Source organism: Pelagibacterium montanilacus, from assembly GCF_003992665.1.
GTDB lineage: Bacteria > Pseudomonadota > Alphaproteobacteria > Rhizobiales > Devosiaceae > Pelagibacterium > Pelagibacterium montanilacus.
Genome location: NZ_RZMX01000014.1, coordinates 262952 through 277781, shown reverse-complemented (window position 1 = coordinate 277781; position 14830 = coordinate 262952). Strand labels below are relative to the sequence as shown.

General features: G+C 64.2%; 15 protein-coding genes. All 15 read right to left on the bottom strand.

All coding sequences use genetic code 11. The annotated features are described in order from the left end of the window. Positions 1-174: 174 nt before the first annotated feature. Positions 175-999, bottom strand: a complete 825-nt coding sequence (locus tag EO136_RS06255; RefSeq protein ID WP_127143598.1) for an MBL fold metallo-hydrolase — start codon at positions 997-999, stop codon at positions 175-177. After that, positions 996-1778 carry a TatD family hydrolase gene (locus EO136_RS06250; protein WP_127143690.1) on the bottom strand — a complete coding sequence of 261 codons (783 nt, stop codon included), beginning with the start codon at positions 1776-1778 and terminating at the stop codon, positions 996-998. Before EO136_RS06250 ends, EO136_RS06255 begins: the two co-directional genes overlap by 4 nt. Next, positions 1778-3334 carry a methionine--tRNA ligase gene (gene metG / locus EO136_RS06245; protein WP_127143597.1) on the bottom strand — a complete coding sequence of 519 codons (1557 nt, stop codon included), beginning with the start codon at positions 3332-3334 and terminating at the stop codon, positions 1778-1780. Before metG ends, EO136_RS06250 begins: the two co-directional genes overlap by 1 nt. After that, positions 3331-4377, bottom strand: a complete 1047-nt coding sequence (locus tag EO136_RS06240) for an AAA family ATPase (protein ID WP_164730468.1) — start codon at positions 4375-4377, stop codon at positions 3331-3333. Before EO136_RS06240 ends, metG begins: the two co-directional genes overlap by 4 nt. Next, positions 4374-5063 (bottom strand): dTMP kinase, encoded by a 690-nt coding sequence (tmk, locus tag EO136_RS06235; protein WP_127143595.1) that lies wholly within the window; start codon positions 5061-5063, stop codon positions 4374-4376. The genes EO136_RS06240 and tmk overlap by 4 nt, the downstream gene beginning before the upstream one ends. 11 nt (positions 5064-5074) lie before the next feature. Next, positions 5075-6238, bottom strand: coding sequence for a D-alanyl-D-alanine carboxypeptidase family protein (locus EO136_RS06230; RefSeq protein WP_127143594.1), 1164 nt, complete (start codon positions 6236-6238; stop codon positions 5075-5077). 76 nt (positions 6239-6314) lie between these two features. Next, positions 6315-7343: a septal ring lytic transglycosylase RlpA family protein gene (locus EO136_RS18950; protein ID WP_127143593.1), complete on the bottom strand. Its 1029-nt coding sequence runs from the start codon at positions 7341-7343 to the stop codon at positions 6315-6317. Between the two features lie 110 nt (positions 7344-7453). Continuing rightward, positions 7454-8209, bottom strand: a complete 756-nt coding sequence (locus EO136_RS06220) for a 5-oxoprolinase subunit PxpA (RefSeq protein ID WP_127143592.1) — start codon at positions 8207-8209, stop codon at positions 7454-7456. Then, positions 8206-9099 (bottom strand): 5-oxoprolinase subunit C family protein, encoded by an 894-nt coding sequence (locus EO136_RS06215; protein WP_127143591.1) that lies wholly within the window; start codon positions 9097-9099, stop codon positions 8206-8208. The genes EO136_RS06220 and EO136_RS06215 overlap by 4 nt, the downstream gene beginning before the upstream one ends. Next, positions 9096-9758 carry a 5-oxoprolinase subunit B family protein gene (locus tag EO136_RS06210; RefSeq protein WP_164730467.1) on the bottom strand — a complete coding sequence of 221 codons (663 nt, stop codon included), beginning with the start codon at positions 9756-9758 and terminating at the stop codon, positions 9096-9098. Before EO136_RS06210 ends, EO136_RS06215 begins: the two co-directional genes overlap by 4 nt. Before the next feature lie 78 nt (positions 9759-9836). Then, the gene (locus EO136_RS06205; protein ID WP_127143589.1) at positions 9837-10484 is read right to left on the bottom strand and encodes an SRPBCC family protein; all 648 of its coding nucleotides are present in this window, start codon (positions 10482-10484) and stop codon (positions 9837-9839) included. Between the two features lie 11 nt (positions 10485-10495). Then, positions 10496-11773, bottom strand: a complete 1278-nt coding sequence (locus tag EO136_RS06200) for an ArgE/DapE family deacylase (protein ID WP_127143588.1) — start codon at positions 11771-11773, stop codon at positions 10496-10498. Positions 11774-11834: 61 nt separating this feature from the next. Beyond that, positions 11835-13145, bottom strand: a complete 1311-nt coding sequence (locus EO136_RS06195) for a TRAP transporter large permease (protein WP_127143587.1) — start codon at positions 13143-13145, stop codon at positions 11835-11837. A 1-nt stretch (position 13146) separates the two neighbouring features. Next, positions 13147-13656, bottom strand: a complete 510-nt coding sequence (locus tag EO136_RS06190; RefSeq protein ID WP_164730466.1) for a TRAP transporter small permease — start codon at positions 13654-13656, stop codon at positions 13147-13149. Positions 13657-13733: 77 nt separating this feature from the next. Next, positions 13734-14741, bottom strand: a complete 1008-nt coding sequence (dctP, locus tag EO136_RS06185; protein ID WP_127143585.1) for a TRAP transporter substrate-binding protein DctP — start codon at positions 14739-14741, stop codon at positions 13734-13736. Between the last annotated feature and the right edge of the window lie 89 nt (positions 14742-14830).

The following is a 14830-nucleotide window of genomic DNA, read 5'->3' as shown; positions in this document are numbered from 1 at the left end:
CGCCGTCATCATACGAGCCTGCGCGGCCAACGAAAGGGCGTCCCACGCAAGGCAGGGTATCGCACGCTGCCAGCCCATCCCGGCGCCAAACCCGCCATCAGAAATTCGCATAATATATATTATGGAACTTATGCGTGTCTGCAAACGCCCGAAATCCGGGATCCATCGGCCAAATCAGCCCCGAATGACGATCTCCATGCCGTCATAGGCAGGCCTGACATGTTCCGGCGTCTCACCATCCAGGATGTCATGATCGAGATCGATATGCAGATTGGTCAGCACGGACTGGCGCGGCGCGTGTCGCGCGATCAGCGCCAGCGACTCCTCGAGGCTCAGATGGCTCGGATGCGGCGAGTAGCGCAATGCGTCGAGCACCCATGTCTCCAGGCCCGTGACGGCCCATTCCGAACTCTCGGGCAATGCCGACAGGTCGCAGGAATACGCGAAGGCATCGATCCGGAAACCCAGCGAGGTGATCGTGCCGTGGGTCTGCTCGAATGCTGCGATCTCGATCTGGCCCCCGGCACCATCGATGGTCATGCGCTCGCCATCGGCAATGATATGGGCGTTCAGGATCGGCGGATACGCGCTGTCGGCCGGCGATGCGAAACAATATCCGAAGGCCTCGTGGAGACGCCGCGCGGTCGGTTCGGTCATGTAGCAGTCCACGCGGCTGCGCGCATTGAGCGCCAGCACCCGAAGGTCGTCGATACCATGGGTGTGGTCCGCATGGTCATGGGTATAGAGCACCGCGTCGATTTCACTGACCCGGGCGTCGATCATCTGCTCGCGCAGGTCGCACCCGGTATCGATCACGACGCGCGTCGCGCCCGTGCTGTCGGCCCGCGTGCCGGTGAGCAGCACCGAGCAGCGCCGCCGGCGGTTCCTGGGATTGGCCGGATCGCACGCGCCCCAGACATTGCCGATCCTGGGCACGCCACCGGACGAACCGCAGCCCAGAATCGTCGCAACGATACGCTCGGCCGGCTCACCGGTCATTGCGCGAGCCTTGCCTTGGAAAACAGCCGGAAGAAATTCGCCGTGGATTGTTCCGCGATCGTCTCGAGCGTTTCACCGCGCAGTTCGGCCACTTTCCCGGCAGTATGACGCACATAGGCCGGCTGGTTCGGCTTGCCTCGGAACGGCACCGGCGCAAGATACGGGGCATCGGTTTCGACGAGGAACCTGTCGGCCGGCACCATGCGCGCCACGTCCTGGATTTCCGCGGCATTCTTGAACGTCACGATGCCCGAGAACGAGACATAGCCGCCCAGCTCGAGACCGCGTTCCGCCAGCGCACGGCCCGAAGAAAAGCAGTGCAGGACAAAGGGGAAGGCCCCCTGCCCGGTTTCCTCTTCGAGGATCGAAATCATGTCCTCGTCGGCCGCCCGGGCGTGGATGACCAGCGGCAGGCCCGTCTCGCGCGCCGCGGTGATATGGGCGCGGAACCCTTGGGCCTGGGCGTTGCGCGGCGACGAGTCATAGTGATAGTCCAGCCCGGCCTCGCCAATACCGACGCAGAGAGGATGTCGCGACAATTCTATTATTTTCTGTGCACTTATATCGAGTTCTTCATGTGCATTGTGCGGATGCGTTCCCACCGTGCACCAGACATTTCCCATCCGCTCGGCAATCCCGACGAGCGCGGAGAACTTCGCGATCCGGGTCGATATGGTGACCATTCCGGTCACCCCGTTCTCGCGGGCACGCGCGACGACGCCCTCCAGATCGTCCTGCAGGACATCGAAATCGAGATGGCAGTGGCTGTCGATCAGGATCACGCGGCGTCCCCGGTCTCCGGCTCGACATAGCGCGGAAACACGCCTTGGGGCGCCGGCAGCGGCGTGCCAGGCACCAGCCGGCCCGATTCTCCCAGAGCGGCGAACATGCGGTCAGGCTCGGCGATCGCCAGCAGGTCGAGCAGCTTGCGCCCCGATTCCGGCATCACGGCCTGCACCAGAATGGAGATCTGCCGGATGACCTCGAGGGTGACATACAGCACCGTCGCCATGCGCTCGGGATCGGTTTTGCGCAGCGCCCAGGGCTCCTGGGCCGCGAAATACCGGTTGGCATCGGCAACCACCTGCCAAACCGCGGCCAGCGCTGTGTGGATGGCCTGCTCGTCCATCGCCGCAGCCGTCTTTGCCCGCAGCGCATCGGCAGCGCCCAGAATGGCCTCGTCCTCGGCAGAAAGCGCGCCGCACACCGGCACGCTCGCGTCACAATGCTTGGCAACCATCGAGAGCGAGCGCTGGGCCAGATTGCCCAGATCGTTGGCGAGGTCGGCATTGATGCGGTTGACGATGGCTTCGTGGCTGTAGGACCCGTCCTGGCCGAACGACACCTCGCGCAGGAAATAGTACCGCATGGCATCCACGCCATAGCGCTCGGCCAGCTCGAACGGATCGACCACATTGCCCACCGATTTGGACATCTTCTCACCCCGGTTGAACAGGAACCCGTGGGCGAAGACGCGGCGGGGCAAGTCGATGCCCGCGCTCATCAGGAACGCCGGCCAGTAGACCGCGTGGAAGCGCACGATGTCCTTTCCGATCATATGCACATCGGCGGGCCAGAAGCGGCTGCGCTCGGCGCCCTCGTCTGGGTAGCCGGTCGCGGTAAGGTAATTGGTGAGCGCGTCGACCCACACATACATCACATGGTCGGGATCGCTGGGCACCTTAACGCCCCAGTCGAACGTCGTGCGCGAGATCGAAAGATCGCGCAGCCCGGATTTCACGAAGCTCCGGACCTCATTGCGCCGCTCATTGGGGGCGATGAATTCGGGATGGGCATCATAATGGGCAAGCAGCTTGTCACCGTAGGCGGAAAGCCGGAAGAAATAGCTCTTTTCCTCGACCCACTCGACGGGCGATCCGAGCGGCTCGCGCCGCACGCCGTCGTCCCCGAGCGTGGTTTCGCCCTCGTCGAAAAAAGCCTCCTGGCGCACCGAATACCAGCCGGCATAGCTGTCGAGATAGATATCGCCATTGTCGGCCATCCGCTGCCAGATGGCCTCGGACGCACGATGATGCCGGGGCTCGGTGGTGCGGATATAGTCGTCGAACGAGATGTCGAGGCTGGCCCAGAGCTTGCGGAAGACGTCTGAGTTGCGCGTGGCCAGTTCGAGCGGAGTGATGGCTTCCTTCTGCGCAGTCTGCTGCATCTTCTGGCCGTGCTCGTCGGTACCGGTCAGAAAGAACACGTCCTTGCCGTCCAGCCGGTGAAAGCGCGCAATCGTGTCGGTGGCCATGGCCGTGTAGGCATGGCCGATATGAGGCACCCCATTGGGATAGAAGATCGGCGTGGTGATATAGAAGGTGGGCTTGGTCATCGAACTTCTTGATCCGCTGTGGTGAACCGCCGTTCATGGTGGCGGATGGCGTCGAAAATCGCGATCAGCGCCTGACGCTGGTCGAGATTGTAGATGTCGGCATCCGCAAACTGAGCGTTTGCCTTGTCCCACAAGGCATTGAGCGAGGCAAGCCGGAAACGCGCCGCGCCGCCCTGCCCCGCCATGGCCCTCGCCTGGCTTGCGATCCACTCGAGAATCATCTCGCGGGCGAACCCCATTTCCGCACCGTCCTTTGCCGCGGCGAGCGCATCCGCGATGGTCAGATGGCCGCGCGCCGGGTGCCGCGATGGCGCCTCAAGCCAGACTCCGAGCGCGTCGAGAACCTCGCCCTCGGCCAGCCCCAGCAGCTCCAGGGCTCGCCTTGGCCGCCCTCCCGCCAGCGAGACGGCTCGCCCCAGCTCGGCCTCGGCGATATCGGGCCGCCGCGCTTGAAGCACGCGCGCGACGTCGTCATCGGCCAGCCCGCGCATGGCAAAGCTCTGGCAGCGCGACCGGATCGTGGGCAGCAGGCCGCCGGGCTTATGGGAAATCACGATGAACAGCGTTTCAGCGGGCGGCTCTTCGAGAATCTTGAGCAGCGCATTGGCCGAGTTGGCATTGCAATCGTCGACCGCATCGATGATCGCCACGCGATAGCCCGCGCGCCCTCTCGTGCGGTGCAGGCTGTCTCGCGCTGATCTGACGTCATCGACCCGGATTGCGGAGGCGAACTTGTCCGAGCTCGGGTCGCGCCTGCGGCGCAGCACTGCCAGATTGGGGTGCGAGAGAGCCGAGACCTGCGCGTCTGTGCGATCGGCAGGCTCGTCGCCGGTCAGTGTGAAGAGAGCACGCGCCAGCGAGAACGCCAGCGTCGCCTTGCCGATGCCCCGTGGCCCGTGCAGCATGACCGCGCCCGGCACGCGAGACGTGCGAAAGGCCGTCTCGAGCGTGTTGCGAACGCCCTCGTGGCCCTCAAGGCGGGTGACGAACTCGGGCGCCGGCACATCGGGCAGTTGATCGGCTTCTCGGACCTCTGCGCTCAAACCGCCTGCTCCGCCTCGGCTAGCTCGGGGAAGCGGGCCTTGACGATGGTCCATATCACCTCGGCCAGCCCCTCCTCGTCGGTGTCGGCGGCCAGCACCACGCAACGCTCGGGCTCGTTCTCTGCTACCGAGAGGAAATTGTCGCGCAGCCGGCGATGGAATTCGAAATCCTCGCGCTCGTAGCGATCCGCCGCTTCGCCCTTGGCCTGCGCCCGCTTGCGGATGCGCGCAAACGACGTTTCGGGCTCCATGTCCAGAATGATCGTGAGGTCCGGACGCTGGCCATTGAGCGCCAGCACCTCGAGCGCATCGATCAGCCGCTCGTCCACACCGCCGGTGAGCCCCTGATAGGCACGGGTGGAATCCGCGAACCGGTCGCAGATCACCCATTTTCCGGCGGCGATCGAGGGCGCGATCAACTCGTTGACATGATCGAGCCGCGCTGCGGCGAACAGCACCGCCTCGGCACCCACGCCCCAGCTTTCCGGGCTGCCCCGCAGGATGAAGGAGCGCAGCGCCTCGGCCTTGGGCGTGCCGCCCGGCTCACGCGTCTGGACCGCCGAAATGTGGAACGCGCCAAGCCGCGCCGCCAGGTGCCGGACCTGGGTCGACTTGCCGACCCCTTCACCCCCTTCAAAGGTGATGAAACGCCCGCGTTCTCGGCTGCCATTGTCGGATGATTGCATGCGGTTCTTCGTTAAAGCCAGCCCAGCGTCAGCTCGACCAAAGCGTCGGCTGCCCGGCGCGTCAGATCGCCCTGCCCCACGAACTCGGCCGCATAGAGCGGCGCCGTCTGGATCAGGCGATCATCGCAGAGGATGTTCAACTCGGCAAGCAGCTGCCCCTGTTCGACCGGCGGACTGATCGGAGCCTGATAGACGATATTGGCCGAAATGCACCGCCGGCTGCCGCGCGGCAGGTAGAGATCGATCGGACCCTCACCGCTCACCGCGACGTGTGACCGCTCGCCCCCATAGACGCGCACCTCGCCCACCACATCACCATCCGCAAAAGCGGCGACCCGCTCGAACGCCCGCGTGCCCCAGGTCATGAGTTGTCGCGCCGCTTCGGTGCGGCTCGATTCCGTCTCCAACCCGTGCACGAGGCCGATCAGCCGCCGGTCGCCCTGCTGGCCCGAGACCACGATGCCATATCCCGCCTCGCCCAGGTGCCCGGTCTTGAGACCATCGATCCCGAGCTGGCCGATCAGCGCGTTGCGGTTCGATTGGGTGATGTTGTTCCAGGTGAAACTTGTCTCGCCAAACCACGGATAATACTCGGGAAATTCGTTGATGATGTAGCGCGCAAGCGTCACGATGTCCCGCGCTGTCGAGACCATGTCCTCATTGGGCAGGCCGCTGGGATTTGTGAAATTGGAATTTTCCATCCCGATCCGGTCGGCAAACTCGTTCATCATCGAAGCAAAAACCGCTTCATTTCCCGCTATACCCTCGGCCAGCGCGATCGACGCGTCATTGCCCGACTGGATGACGACCGATTTCAGCAGATCCTCGACCCGCACCATGGAGCCCAGTTCGGCAAACATGGTCGAGCCGGTGGACGGCGCACCGCCCGTGCGCCAGGCATGCTCACTGATGATGAATTCATCATCGAGACTGAGCTCACCGGACTGGACCATGTCCAGAACCACGGCCACTGTCATCAGCTTGGCCATGGACGCAGGATGGAACAACGCGTCGGCGTCGCGCTGGTAGAGCACCGTGCCCGACGCATGGTCCATCAGCAGCGCATAGGGCGCGCTGGTCTCGAACTCCGCCTGCGAAAAGGCCGCCGCAATGGCGCCGAGCCAGAGGGCGAATGCGAGCACGAGGCTCGAGAACAACGGACGCACAGCTACCATATCCGACCTCTATACCGCCGCGCGCAGCCTCCACGGCAGAAATGCCGGTGAGAGTTATGCGGTGATCGCAGTCAGTCTAATACAAAATCGGGGCAGGTAAGCCAAGCTCGGCGGCCAGATTCGTCACATCCTCGCCGGTCACACCTGCGCGAAGATGGGTAAGGGCAAGGTGCACCGAGTCCACGCGCCCCTCGTTGACAAGCTCGCGCCGCTCGACCGCTCCGAGCAGCGCGAAGGACTGCTCGAGCTCGGTCGCGACCAGCGGATCGCCGTATTCGCCCAGCGCGATCCACACGGGCTCGCCATTGGGTTCGACCTCGAGCTCAACACCCATCGACTGGCCGGACTGCCCATACGAGAGGAGCTGGAACGGCAGATCGGCGGGCGGAACCATGGCCTGAGCGGACGCCTGGGCAACCGCCGAGGAAGCGGGCGCTGCCGCAGGCTCGTCGGCATAGGCCATGCGGGTGGCCCCGGCAGAAGCGGGCATCGGCTGGTTGATGCTTGCGGTCAGGAACCGCGTGTCGTCGCCCTCGAGCGGCGCCGGTCCCACATACTGGACGCGGACCCGCGCCATGCCCTGCTGCTTGTAGCCCAGAACCTCTGCGGTGCGGCGGGAGAGATCGATCACGCGGCTTTTGGAGAAGGGACCACGGTCATTGATCCGCACGATGGCGGACGTTCCGTTGTCGAGATTGGTGACCCGCACATACGAAGGCAGCGGCAGCGTCGGATGCGCGCCAGACAGATGGTACTGGTCGAACACTTCGCCATTGGCGGTCAGCCTGCCGTGGAAGGCCGGCCCATACCAGGAGGCCTGCCCGGTCTGGTCGAGCCCGGGCTGTTCGCGCGGCGTGAACGTCTGGCCCGCCACGGTGTAGGGCTGACCGACCTGATAGCGCCCTCCCCCCTTCGGCACGTTCTTGGAAGTGGTCACACGAGGCGAGGCGGAAACGCCCATTGACGATTCCGAGAAGAATTCATTGCCTGCAAAAAGATCGGCAGGACCGCCTTCGCACCCGGCCAGGGTGATGGCCGCGAGGCCCAGCGCGATTACCGTCAGTCGTGAATGGCGCTTGCGCGTCGCGGCTGGCGTATCAGTCATGGTCAGGTCAATCCGTGAGGTTCGTGTCCCGCATTCACGCCGCGCCCCGAAACGGGCGCATGCGCACCTTCCAACAACCATAGCTTTGTATACAAGCTGTTAATGGATCGTCAATTTCTCCACTTGCCCTGAAGAAGTCCGGCGTCCTCGAGCCTATCACGTACCTTGGCCGCGATCGCAATGGCTCCGGGCGTGTCACCGTGCACACAGAGCGATTGCGCGGCGATGGCGATTGTCGTGCCATCGGTCGCGACAATCTCACCGTCACGGGCCAGCCTCAGGCAACGTGCGGCGATCTCGTCAGCGTCTGTCAGAACCGCACCGGGCAGGCTCCGCGAGGCCAGAAGGCCGTCGGGGGCATAGCCGCGATCGGCATAGGCCTCGACGATCACCCCGAGGCCCAGGGCCTCGGCAGCGTGCTGCTGAGCGGACCCCGCGAGCGCCATGATCGCCAGATCGGGCCATCGGTCGGCAAGTTCGGCATAGACCCGGCGCGCGAGGGACACATCTTCGGCAGCCATGTTGGCCAGCGCCCCGTGAAGCTTGACGTAGGCCACCGGCACATCCTCCTCGGCGGCGACGGCCATAAGGGCGGCGGTCTGGGTTACGACCTGGCGACAGATTTCCTCTGGCCCAAGCGCGAGCCGCCTCCGGCCGAAATGCTCGGGATCGGCAAATCCGGGATGGGCCCCTGCCCGAACGCCATTGGCTCTTGCCCCCCGCAGCGCCGCGCGCATCGTCGGGACATCCCCGGCATGCCCGCCGCACGCGATCGATGCGCTTGTGATGATCTCGAGCAGCCTGGCATCGTCTGCCATGCCCTCCCCGATATCGGCGTTCAGATCGAGCGGGGTCGAGCGGGTCACAGGGCAAGCCTCCGTGCAGTGTCGAGGGAAATGGGCGCAAAGCGCAGCGATGCACCGGGCCGCGCCTGAGCAACCCGCGGGCGATCCTTCCCGACGATCGTGGCGATACGCGGATAGCCGCCCGTCGGCTGGTGATCGGCCATCAGGATGATCGGGGTCCCGTCGCCCAGCACCTGCACGTCGCCCGGCACCACGCAGTCCGAAACCAGAGAGAGAATGCGCTGGCCTGCGAATATGCCATTGTCCACGAGCCGGACGCCCATGCGGTCGATGCGCGGGGAGACCACGAAGGGCGTGTCGCAGAACGCCGCCCGGTCATCGTGCGAGAACATGTCGGCATGAATGCCCCAGATGAACCGGATCGGCTGGTCGGGATCGGGCGCGTCCCCAGCAGCCCGAAGCGATGCGGGGGCGCTCGCCAGCGCCATCAGAGCCAGCGCGTCGCCCGCGCGAAGTGCCCTGCCGCCAAAGCCCCCCAGCCCCACCGTGACATTGGTGGACCGGCTTCCCATGAGCACCGGCACGTCGATCTCATGGTCGAACCGGGCATAGCCGTAATTGCCCCACGGTCCGGGCCGGATATCGATCATATCCCCATCCTGGAGCTTGGCGCCGCCCGGCCAGGTCAGCCGCTCGCCATTGCGGCTCGCTGTAAACGCCCCTCCGGCAAGCCCCAGCGTGGCGCCGCCGCCCCGGTAGGTGAACGCCATCCCGGCCATGCTGAACTCGACCGCCGCGCCGCAACTCACGCCGGCTGCAGCTTGCGCCCGCGCAAAGCCGGACGGGTCCATCGGACCCGATGCAGCCACGCCGTATCCCAGCATTCCGGGACGCCCGGCATCCTGAACCGAGGTGAGCGGTCCGGCGCGCGTGATCTCGAGCCGGTTCAAGACAAGGCCTCGAACTGGACGACATCGCCTGCTCGCAATCGGGTCGGAGGCATGGCCGAAAGGTCGAGATTGCGGAAATCGGTCTCGCCGATCACATGCCAGCCGGTGGGTATGGTCGTCGAGGTTATGGCGGTCTGCCCCGCTGCGAACAGCACGCTGCCCGGCGGCACAGTCGGCCTCACATCCGATTTGCGCGGCAGGCGCATGTCCTCGGGGTGCAATCCGCAATAGATGAACCCCGGCGCAAACGCGCCCCCGAGCACCCGCATGGGGTCCAGATTGTGCTTCTCGATGAATTCATCGCGCGAAAGGCCCAGCCTTTCGGCAACTTCGGCCAGATCCGGCCCTGAAAACCGGATTCCGATCCGATAGGCCCCCGCCTCTGAACCCGGCACCGCCTCGCGCGCGAACAGCAGACGCACCTCGCCGGCAAGAGCGTCAAAGCTCACTGCCCGTGGGTCGTATCGCAGCAGTACGGATACGAGGTTGGGCACGATCTCCACGACGCCCGGCAGCCCCGCCTGCTCGGCAACGCGGAAAAAGGCGATCGCGCGCTGCGTCGCCTCTTCCTCCAGCTCCCTCGCGAACCGCACCAGCAGCCCATTGTCGCCCACGGCAAGCAAGGTCGCGGGTCGATATCGCGCCTCAATATCACGCAAGACAGGCACCCCCTTGTTCAGGACGGTGCCTATCCTAGTTTGAGGGCCTGTCCAATGCCAGACGGGTCGCCGCGGGCGTCAGCCCCGCCCGAACAGCCGGGCGATCCGCTTCTTGAACACCGTCCACAACAGTCCGAATGCGTTCAGTTCGGTCTGCTTGCGCTTTGGCGCCACGGCCGGAGCCGGCTGGGTCGTCGCCTCGTGAGCGATCGGGGAAACCCCTTCGCCCTCCACGGGTGCGGAACCCGGTGCAGCACGCGCGGGCTCGGACGTATCGGCGGACAGCTCGGCCTCGAGATTGGCCGCAAAGTCCTGGCAGATCTGCTCGGCAACCGCATCGACGATGCCGCCGCGTGCGAACTGGGCGAGCGAACCGGACAGCGAATATTCCACGTCCACGGTCACGACCGTGCCGCCGTTGGGGGCATCCTCGAGCGTATAAGTCGCGGTGCCCTTGGCGCGGGAGCTGTGGTTCTTGTCGATGCCCACCCCGGCGATCTTGCCGGTATGGGTGGCCTCGTCGGTCGTGATTTCGGCTTCGCCGCCGAAATCGGCCTTGACCGGGCCGAGCTTGACGGTCACCCGGCCCTTAGCCTTGCCGTCGACGACGGGTCCGGTCAGCGATGCGCCGGGCAGGCACTCCACCACGGCGTCGATGTCCTGGAACTTGTCCCAGACGACATCGCGGGGGTGATTGACGGTAAAGACCTGTTTGATGGCAGGCATGGCATATTCCTTTAGTTGGCCTCCTCGGCGCCGCACCAGTCATAAATGCACAGCGCCATCACCTTGATCGCGGTGATGTAGTCCTCGAGGGAGACGTACTCGTCGTTCGAATGCATGACCGCAGTGGAACCGGGACCGAAGATGACGGTCGGGGTTTCGCCGTAGCTGTTGAGGAAGCGGGTGTCCGCAGCGCCCTGACGCCCGCTGATGACGGGCGCCTTGCCCGTGATCTCGGTATAGGCCTTGGAGACGAGGTCCACGACCGGGTGCTCGACCGGAATCTCCGACGCCTCGGCGTCGTAGCCCACGAACCGCACCACCGGAGGATGATCCTTCATCCAGGGATCCTGCGCGGCCATGGCGGCGATCTTGTCCACCAGACTCTGCTTGACGCCCTCATGGTCTTCACCCGGGACCGTCCCGATGCTGCCCTTGAGCACGGCAGTGTCCGGGAAGGCGCTGGGATAGTTGCCGGCCTGGAAGCTGCCGATCATGCAGGGTAGCGAATCCAGCGCATTGGGATAGAGCGGATGGGTGACCGTGGCCACGCGCTCGTCCTCGAGCTCCTTGACCGCGGCAACGACCTTGTTGCCCAACTCGATCGCGCTGATGCCCTCATAGCGCTTCTGGATGCCAGCGGCCTTGCCGGCAACGGAGATTTCGAACCAGATCCGCCCGATGCAGGCCGGCTGTACGGCGAGATCGCTGGTCTCGCCTGAAATTCCGGCATCGGCCTTATAGCCGCGGATGACGGTGTCGAGTGTGCCGTGCCCGCTGACTTCCTCGTCGATCACCACGTTGATCAGCACATCGCCCTTGAGCTTGACCCCTGCCGCCTTGAGATATTCCACGGCCAGGATATGGCTGGCCACGCCGCTCTTCATGTCCGCCGAGCCGCGCCCGTAGATCCGGCCGTCCTTGATGCTCGCGGACCATGGGTTGTCCGACCAGCCCTCGCCATTGCCCACCGGGATGACGTCCGTGTGCCCGTTCAGGAGCAGCGAGCGGCCGCCACCCGTGCCCTTGTGCGTCGCCACGATGTTAGGGCGGCCCTCATAACCCCGCGCCACCGGCCGGTAGCCCGGGTGCTCCTTGAGTTCTTCCCAATCGGTTTCCCAGGAATCCACCTCAAGCCCGATATCGGACATGTATCCGCCCACGAAATCCTGGATCGCCGCCTCGTCGCCGGTGACCGAAGGGATGGTGATCATTTTCTGGAGGAAGGCTACGGCCGCATCGCGGTTGGCATCGATGGTGTCAAGAATGGCTTTGCGGGTATCTTGGCTCATGGGAATAACTCCGGAGGTTTCTTCGGGCATTGAGCAGGGCGGCCGGGCCGCCCGCTCTGGATTACATGAAGCTGGGCAGCCACAGCGCGATGGGCGGGAACAGGATCAGGATCACCATCAGGAGGATGTTGATCATGATGAACGGCAGCGCGGCCCAGTATATGTCGGTCATGGTGGTGCCGGCCGGCGCCACGCCCTTCATCACAAAGAGCGACAGCCCTGCCGGGGGCGTGATCGTCGCCAGTTCCAGGTTCACCATCATGATGACGGCGAACCAGATCGGGTCCCACCCCATGGCATTGATGATCGGCAGGAAGATCGGGATCGTCACCAGAACGATCGAGGTCTGCTCGATGAACATGCCGATCACGATCACGATGAGCATCATGAGCAGCATCAGGATCACCGGCTCGACGGGAAGCGTCGTCGCCAGAGTGGTGATCGCGGAGGTGGCGCCCGAAAAGCTCAAAAGCTGGCTGAAGGCGGCGGACCCGGTCAGGATCATCAGGATCATCACCGAAAGCTGCGTGGCCTGCCCGACCGCAGTCTTGAGATTGGCTAGGTTGGCCTTGCCGTAGGCCACCATGAGCAGGAACGTCAGGAACGTTCCGATCGCCGCGGATTCGGTGGGCGTCGCCCAGCCGAAAAAGATGAACGCGATGACCAGCACCACGATCGAAAGTGGCGGCAGCAGATAGAGCACCGTGTCCTTGACCTTGGCGCCCAGCGGAACATGGGGCACGTGATAGGCCGGCGCCTCGTGTGGCCGCAGCTTAACGCGGATCAGGATGTAGAGCACATACATGATCGCCAGCAGGATGCCCGGCGCGACAATGGCAACGAGGGTCTTGGCCACCGAGAACCCGCCGACGCTGGCCAGAACGATTGCCAGCGTGCTGGGCGGGATGAGGATGGCGAGCGCACCACTGCCGAGCACCGGTCCGATCGAGAGCGAGCGCGAATAGCCGTGCTTTTCCATCTCCGGGGTCAGGGTCGAACCGAGCATGGCCACACTGCCCATGGCGACACCGGTAAGGGTCGCGAGCGCAGCGCCGGCGCCCACGGTCAGGACGGCGAGACGGCCGGAAATGAAGCCGAGCCACTGGTCGATCACCTTGATCATCCGCGGCGCTATGCCCGAATAAAACATCAGCGTGCCCATGAGGATGAACATGGGGATCGGCACGAGGTAGAAGGTCGAGATCGAGCTGTCGATGCTCAGGATCAGCTGGTTGAAGCCATTGAAGCCGCCCCACAGCATGAACACGCCGACCATGTTGACCACGAGGAACGCGATGGCTACCGGCACGCCCATGAACATCAGGAATGTGAGACCGGCAAAAAAGAAGATAAGGAATTGCCACCAGGCCATGTCAGATCTCCGAAGGCTTGGTCGCGGGAACGTCACCGCGATAGAAACGGATGGCCCGGCGCAGGAACTCGATGCCCAAAAGCAGACAGCCCAGCGGAATGACCACGAGATTGATCGCGCGCGGAATCTCGAGTTCGGCGGCGACAACGACCTGACGGCTCAGCGACAGCAGAACGGCGTTGGTGCCGAACCAGGTCACTGCAAAACACGCGGCGGCTCCGATCAGGGACGACGTGACGTGCATGATACGCCGCACCTTGTCGGGCACGACCGCAACAATCAGATCGACGGTCACATGCGCTTCCTTGCGCAGGACCCATGCCGCGCCCAGGAACGTCATGTAGACCATCATCGTGCCGCTGATCTGGTCGACGCCGCGAATGCCGTGGTTCATCACCACGCGCATGCCGACCTTGGTCACGGTCATCAGCATCATGGACACGAGGATCACGCCGGCGATGACGGCCAGAACGTTGAGTATGGTATCGAAAGCACGGCCCAGCGCCTTCATTCCGCTTCTCCTCCGGGAAAAAGACGTGCCGAGCGCGGACCTTGAAGCCAGCGCCCGGCACATATCATGATCTGCCGTTACTCGGCGGCGTCGAACAGCGCCCTGACTTCAGCGATCTGCTCGGCGTCGAAGATGGTCTCATAGTAGGCCCACAGGGAATCGACCGCCACGGTGTTCCAGCGCTCGGCTTCCTCTTCCGAGAGGGTCAGGATTTCCATCCCGGCTTCCTGCATGAGGGTGGTCTGCTCTTCCAGGTTCTGGGCGAACCAGCCTGGGGTCCATTCCTGAGTCTCGGCCATGGCCTGAAGCAGGATGTCCTGAGCTTCCTCGGAGAGCCCGTTCCACCTGTCGAGGTTCATGGCGATGCTGCCGCCGCTGCGGTACATCGGCTGGTCGATCATGTAGTCGGTGACGTCCTGCCAGCCATAACGGGTGAACCCGTCCGCGACCGGCCAGGAAAAGCCGTCCACGGTGCCGCGGTCCATCGCAAGGTAGACTTCGGACGGCGGCAGGGTGACGGACTCGCCGCCCGCAGCCTGAACGATATGACGCGTAAGCGGGGTCACGCGCATCTGGCGGCCTTCGAGATCGTCGATCGAGGTCACGGGGAAGTTGGTGCTGAAATAGTGCACCCCGACCCCGATGTCGCCCGCTGCGTGACCGATGTGACGCACGCCGCGTGCTTCATAAAGGCCCACGATGAAGTCATAGAGCTCGCTGCCGGGTCCGCCATCGGGCACGGGGTGCGGGGAAAGCTCGGTGATGTCGCCGCCAGGGACCACGCCGGCCCAATAGTTGGGGGCGCCATACCAGACGTCAAATACGCCGTTGACCAGAGCTTCGGGCTGATCGAACGGAGGCAGGACATCGTCCGCACCCAGATATTCGATCTGCACGACGCCCTCGCCGAGACGGTTCACATTGTCCATGAAGTTCTGGCCGATTTCGCCGGTGGGCGAGAAGCCGAGCGCCCATGCGCCGACCATGCGCAGAGTTTCCTGAGCGGAAGCTGCAGAGAATGCGGTCGCGCTGATCCCTGCGGCGAGAACGCCTACCAGTACGCCCTTTGTGGATATGAATGTCATGAATTCCCTCCTACGTGGTTCCGATCGCGCCCGTACCGACAGGCGTGGCCTTCCTTGCGCCCGTAGTTCGCATCAGGAAGCAGTCGAAC

Coding starts and splice junctions, on each gene's coding strand:
- EO136_RS06200 (WP_127143588.1), bottom strand. CDS start 11,773: ATGAGCCAAGATACCCGCAAAGCCATTCTTGACACCATCGATGCCAAC.
- EO136_RS06190 (WP_164730466.1), bottom strand. CDS start 13,656: ATGAAGGCGCTGGGCCGTGCTTTCGATACCATACTCAACGTTCTGGCC.
- EO136_RS06205 (WP_127143589.1), bottom strand. CDS start 10,484: ATGCCTGCCATCAAACAGGTCTTTACCGTCAATCACCCCCGCGATGTC.
- EO136_RS06255 (WP_127143598.1), bottom strand. CDS start 999: ATGACCGGTGAGCCGGCCGAGCGTATCGTTGCGACGATTCTGGGCTGC.
- EO136_RS06195 (WP_127143587.1), bottom strand. CDS start 13,145: ATGGCCTGGTGGCAATTCCTTATCTTCTTTTTTGCCGGTCTCACATTC.
- EO136_RS18950 (WP_127143593.1), bottom strand. CDS start 7,343: ATGACTGATACGCCAGCCGCGACGCGCAAGCGCCATTCACGACTGACG.
- EO136_RS06230 (WP_127143594.1), bottom strand. CDS start 6,238: ATGGTAGCTGTGCGTCCGTTGTTCTCGAGCCTCGTGCTCGCATTCGCC.
- tmk (WP_127143595.1), bottom strand. CDS start 5,063: ATGCAATCATCCGACAATGGCAGCCGAGAACGCGGGCGTTTCATCACC.
- dctP (WP_127143585.1), bottom strand. CDS start 14,741: ATGACATTCATATCCACAAAGGGCGTACTGGTAGGCGTTCTCGCCGCA.
- metG (WP_127143597.1), bottom strand. CDS start 3,334: ATGACCAAGCCCACCTTCTATATCACCACGCCGATCTTCTATCCCAAT.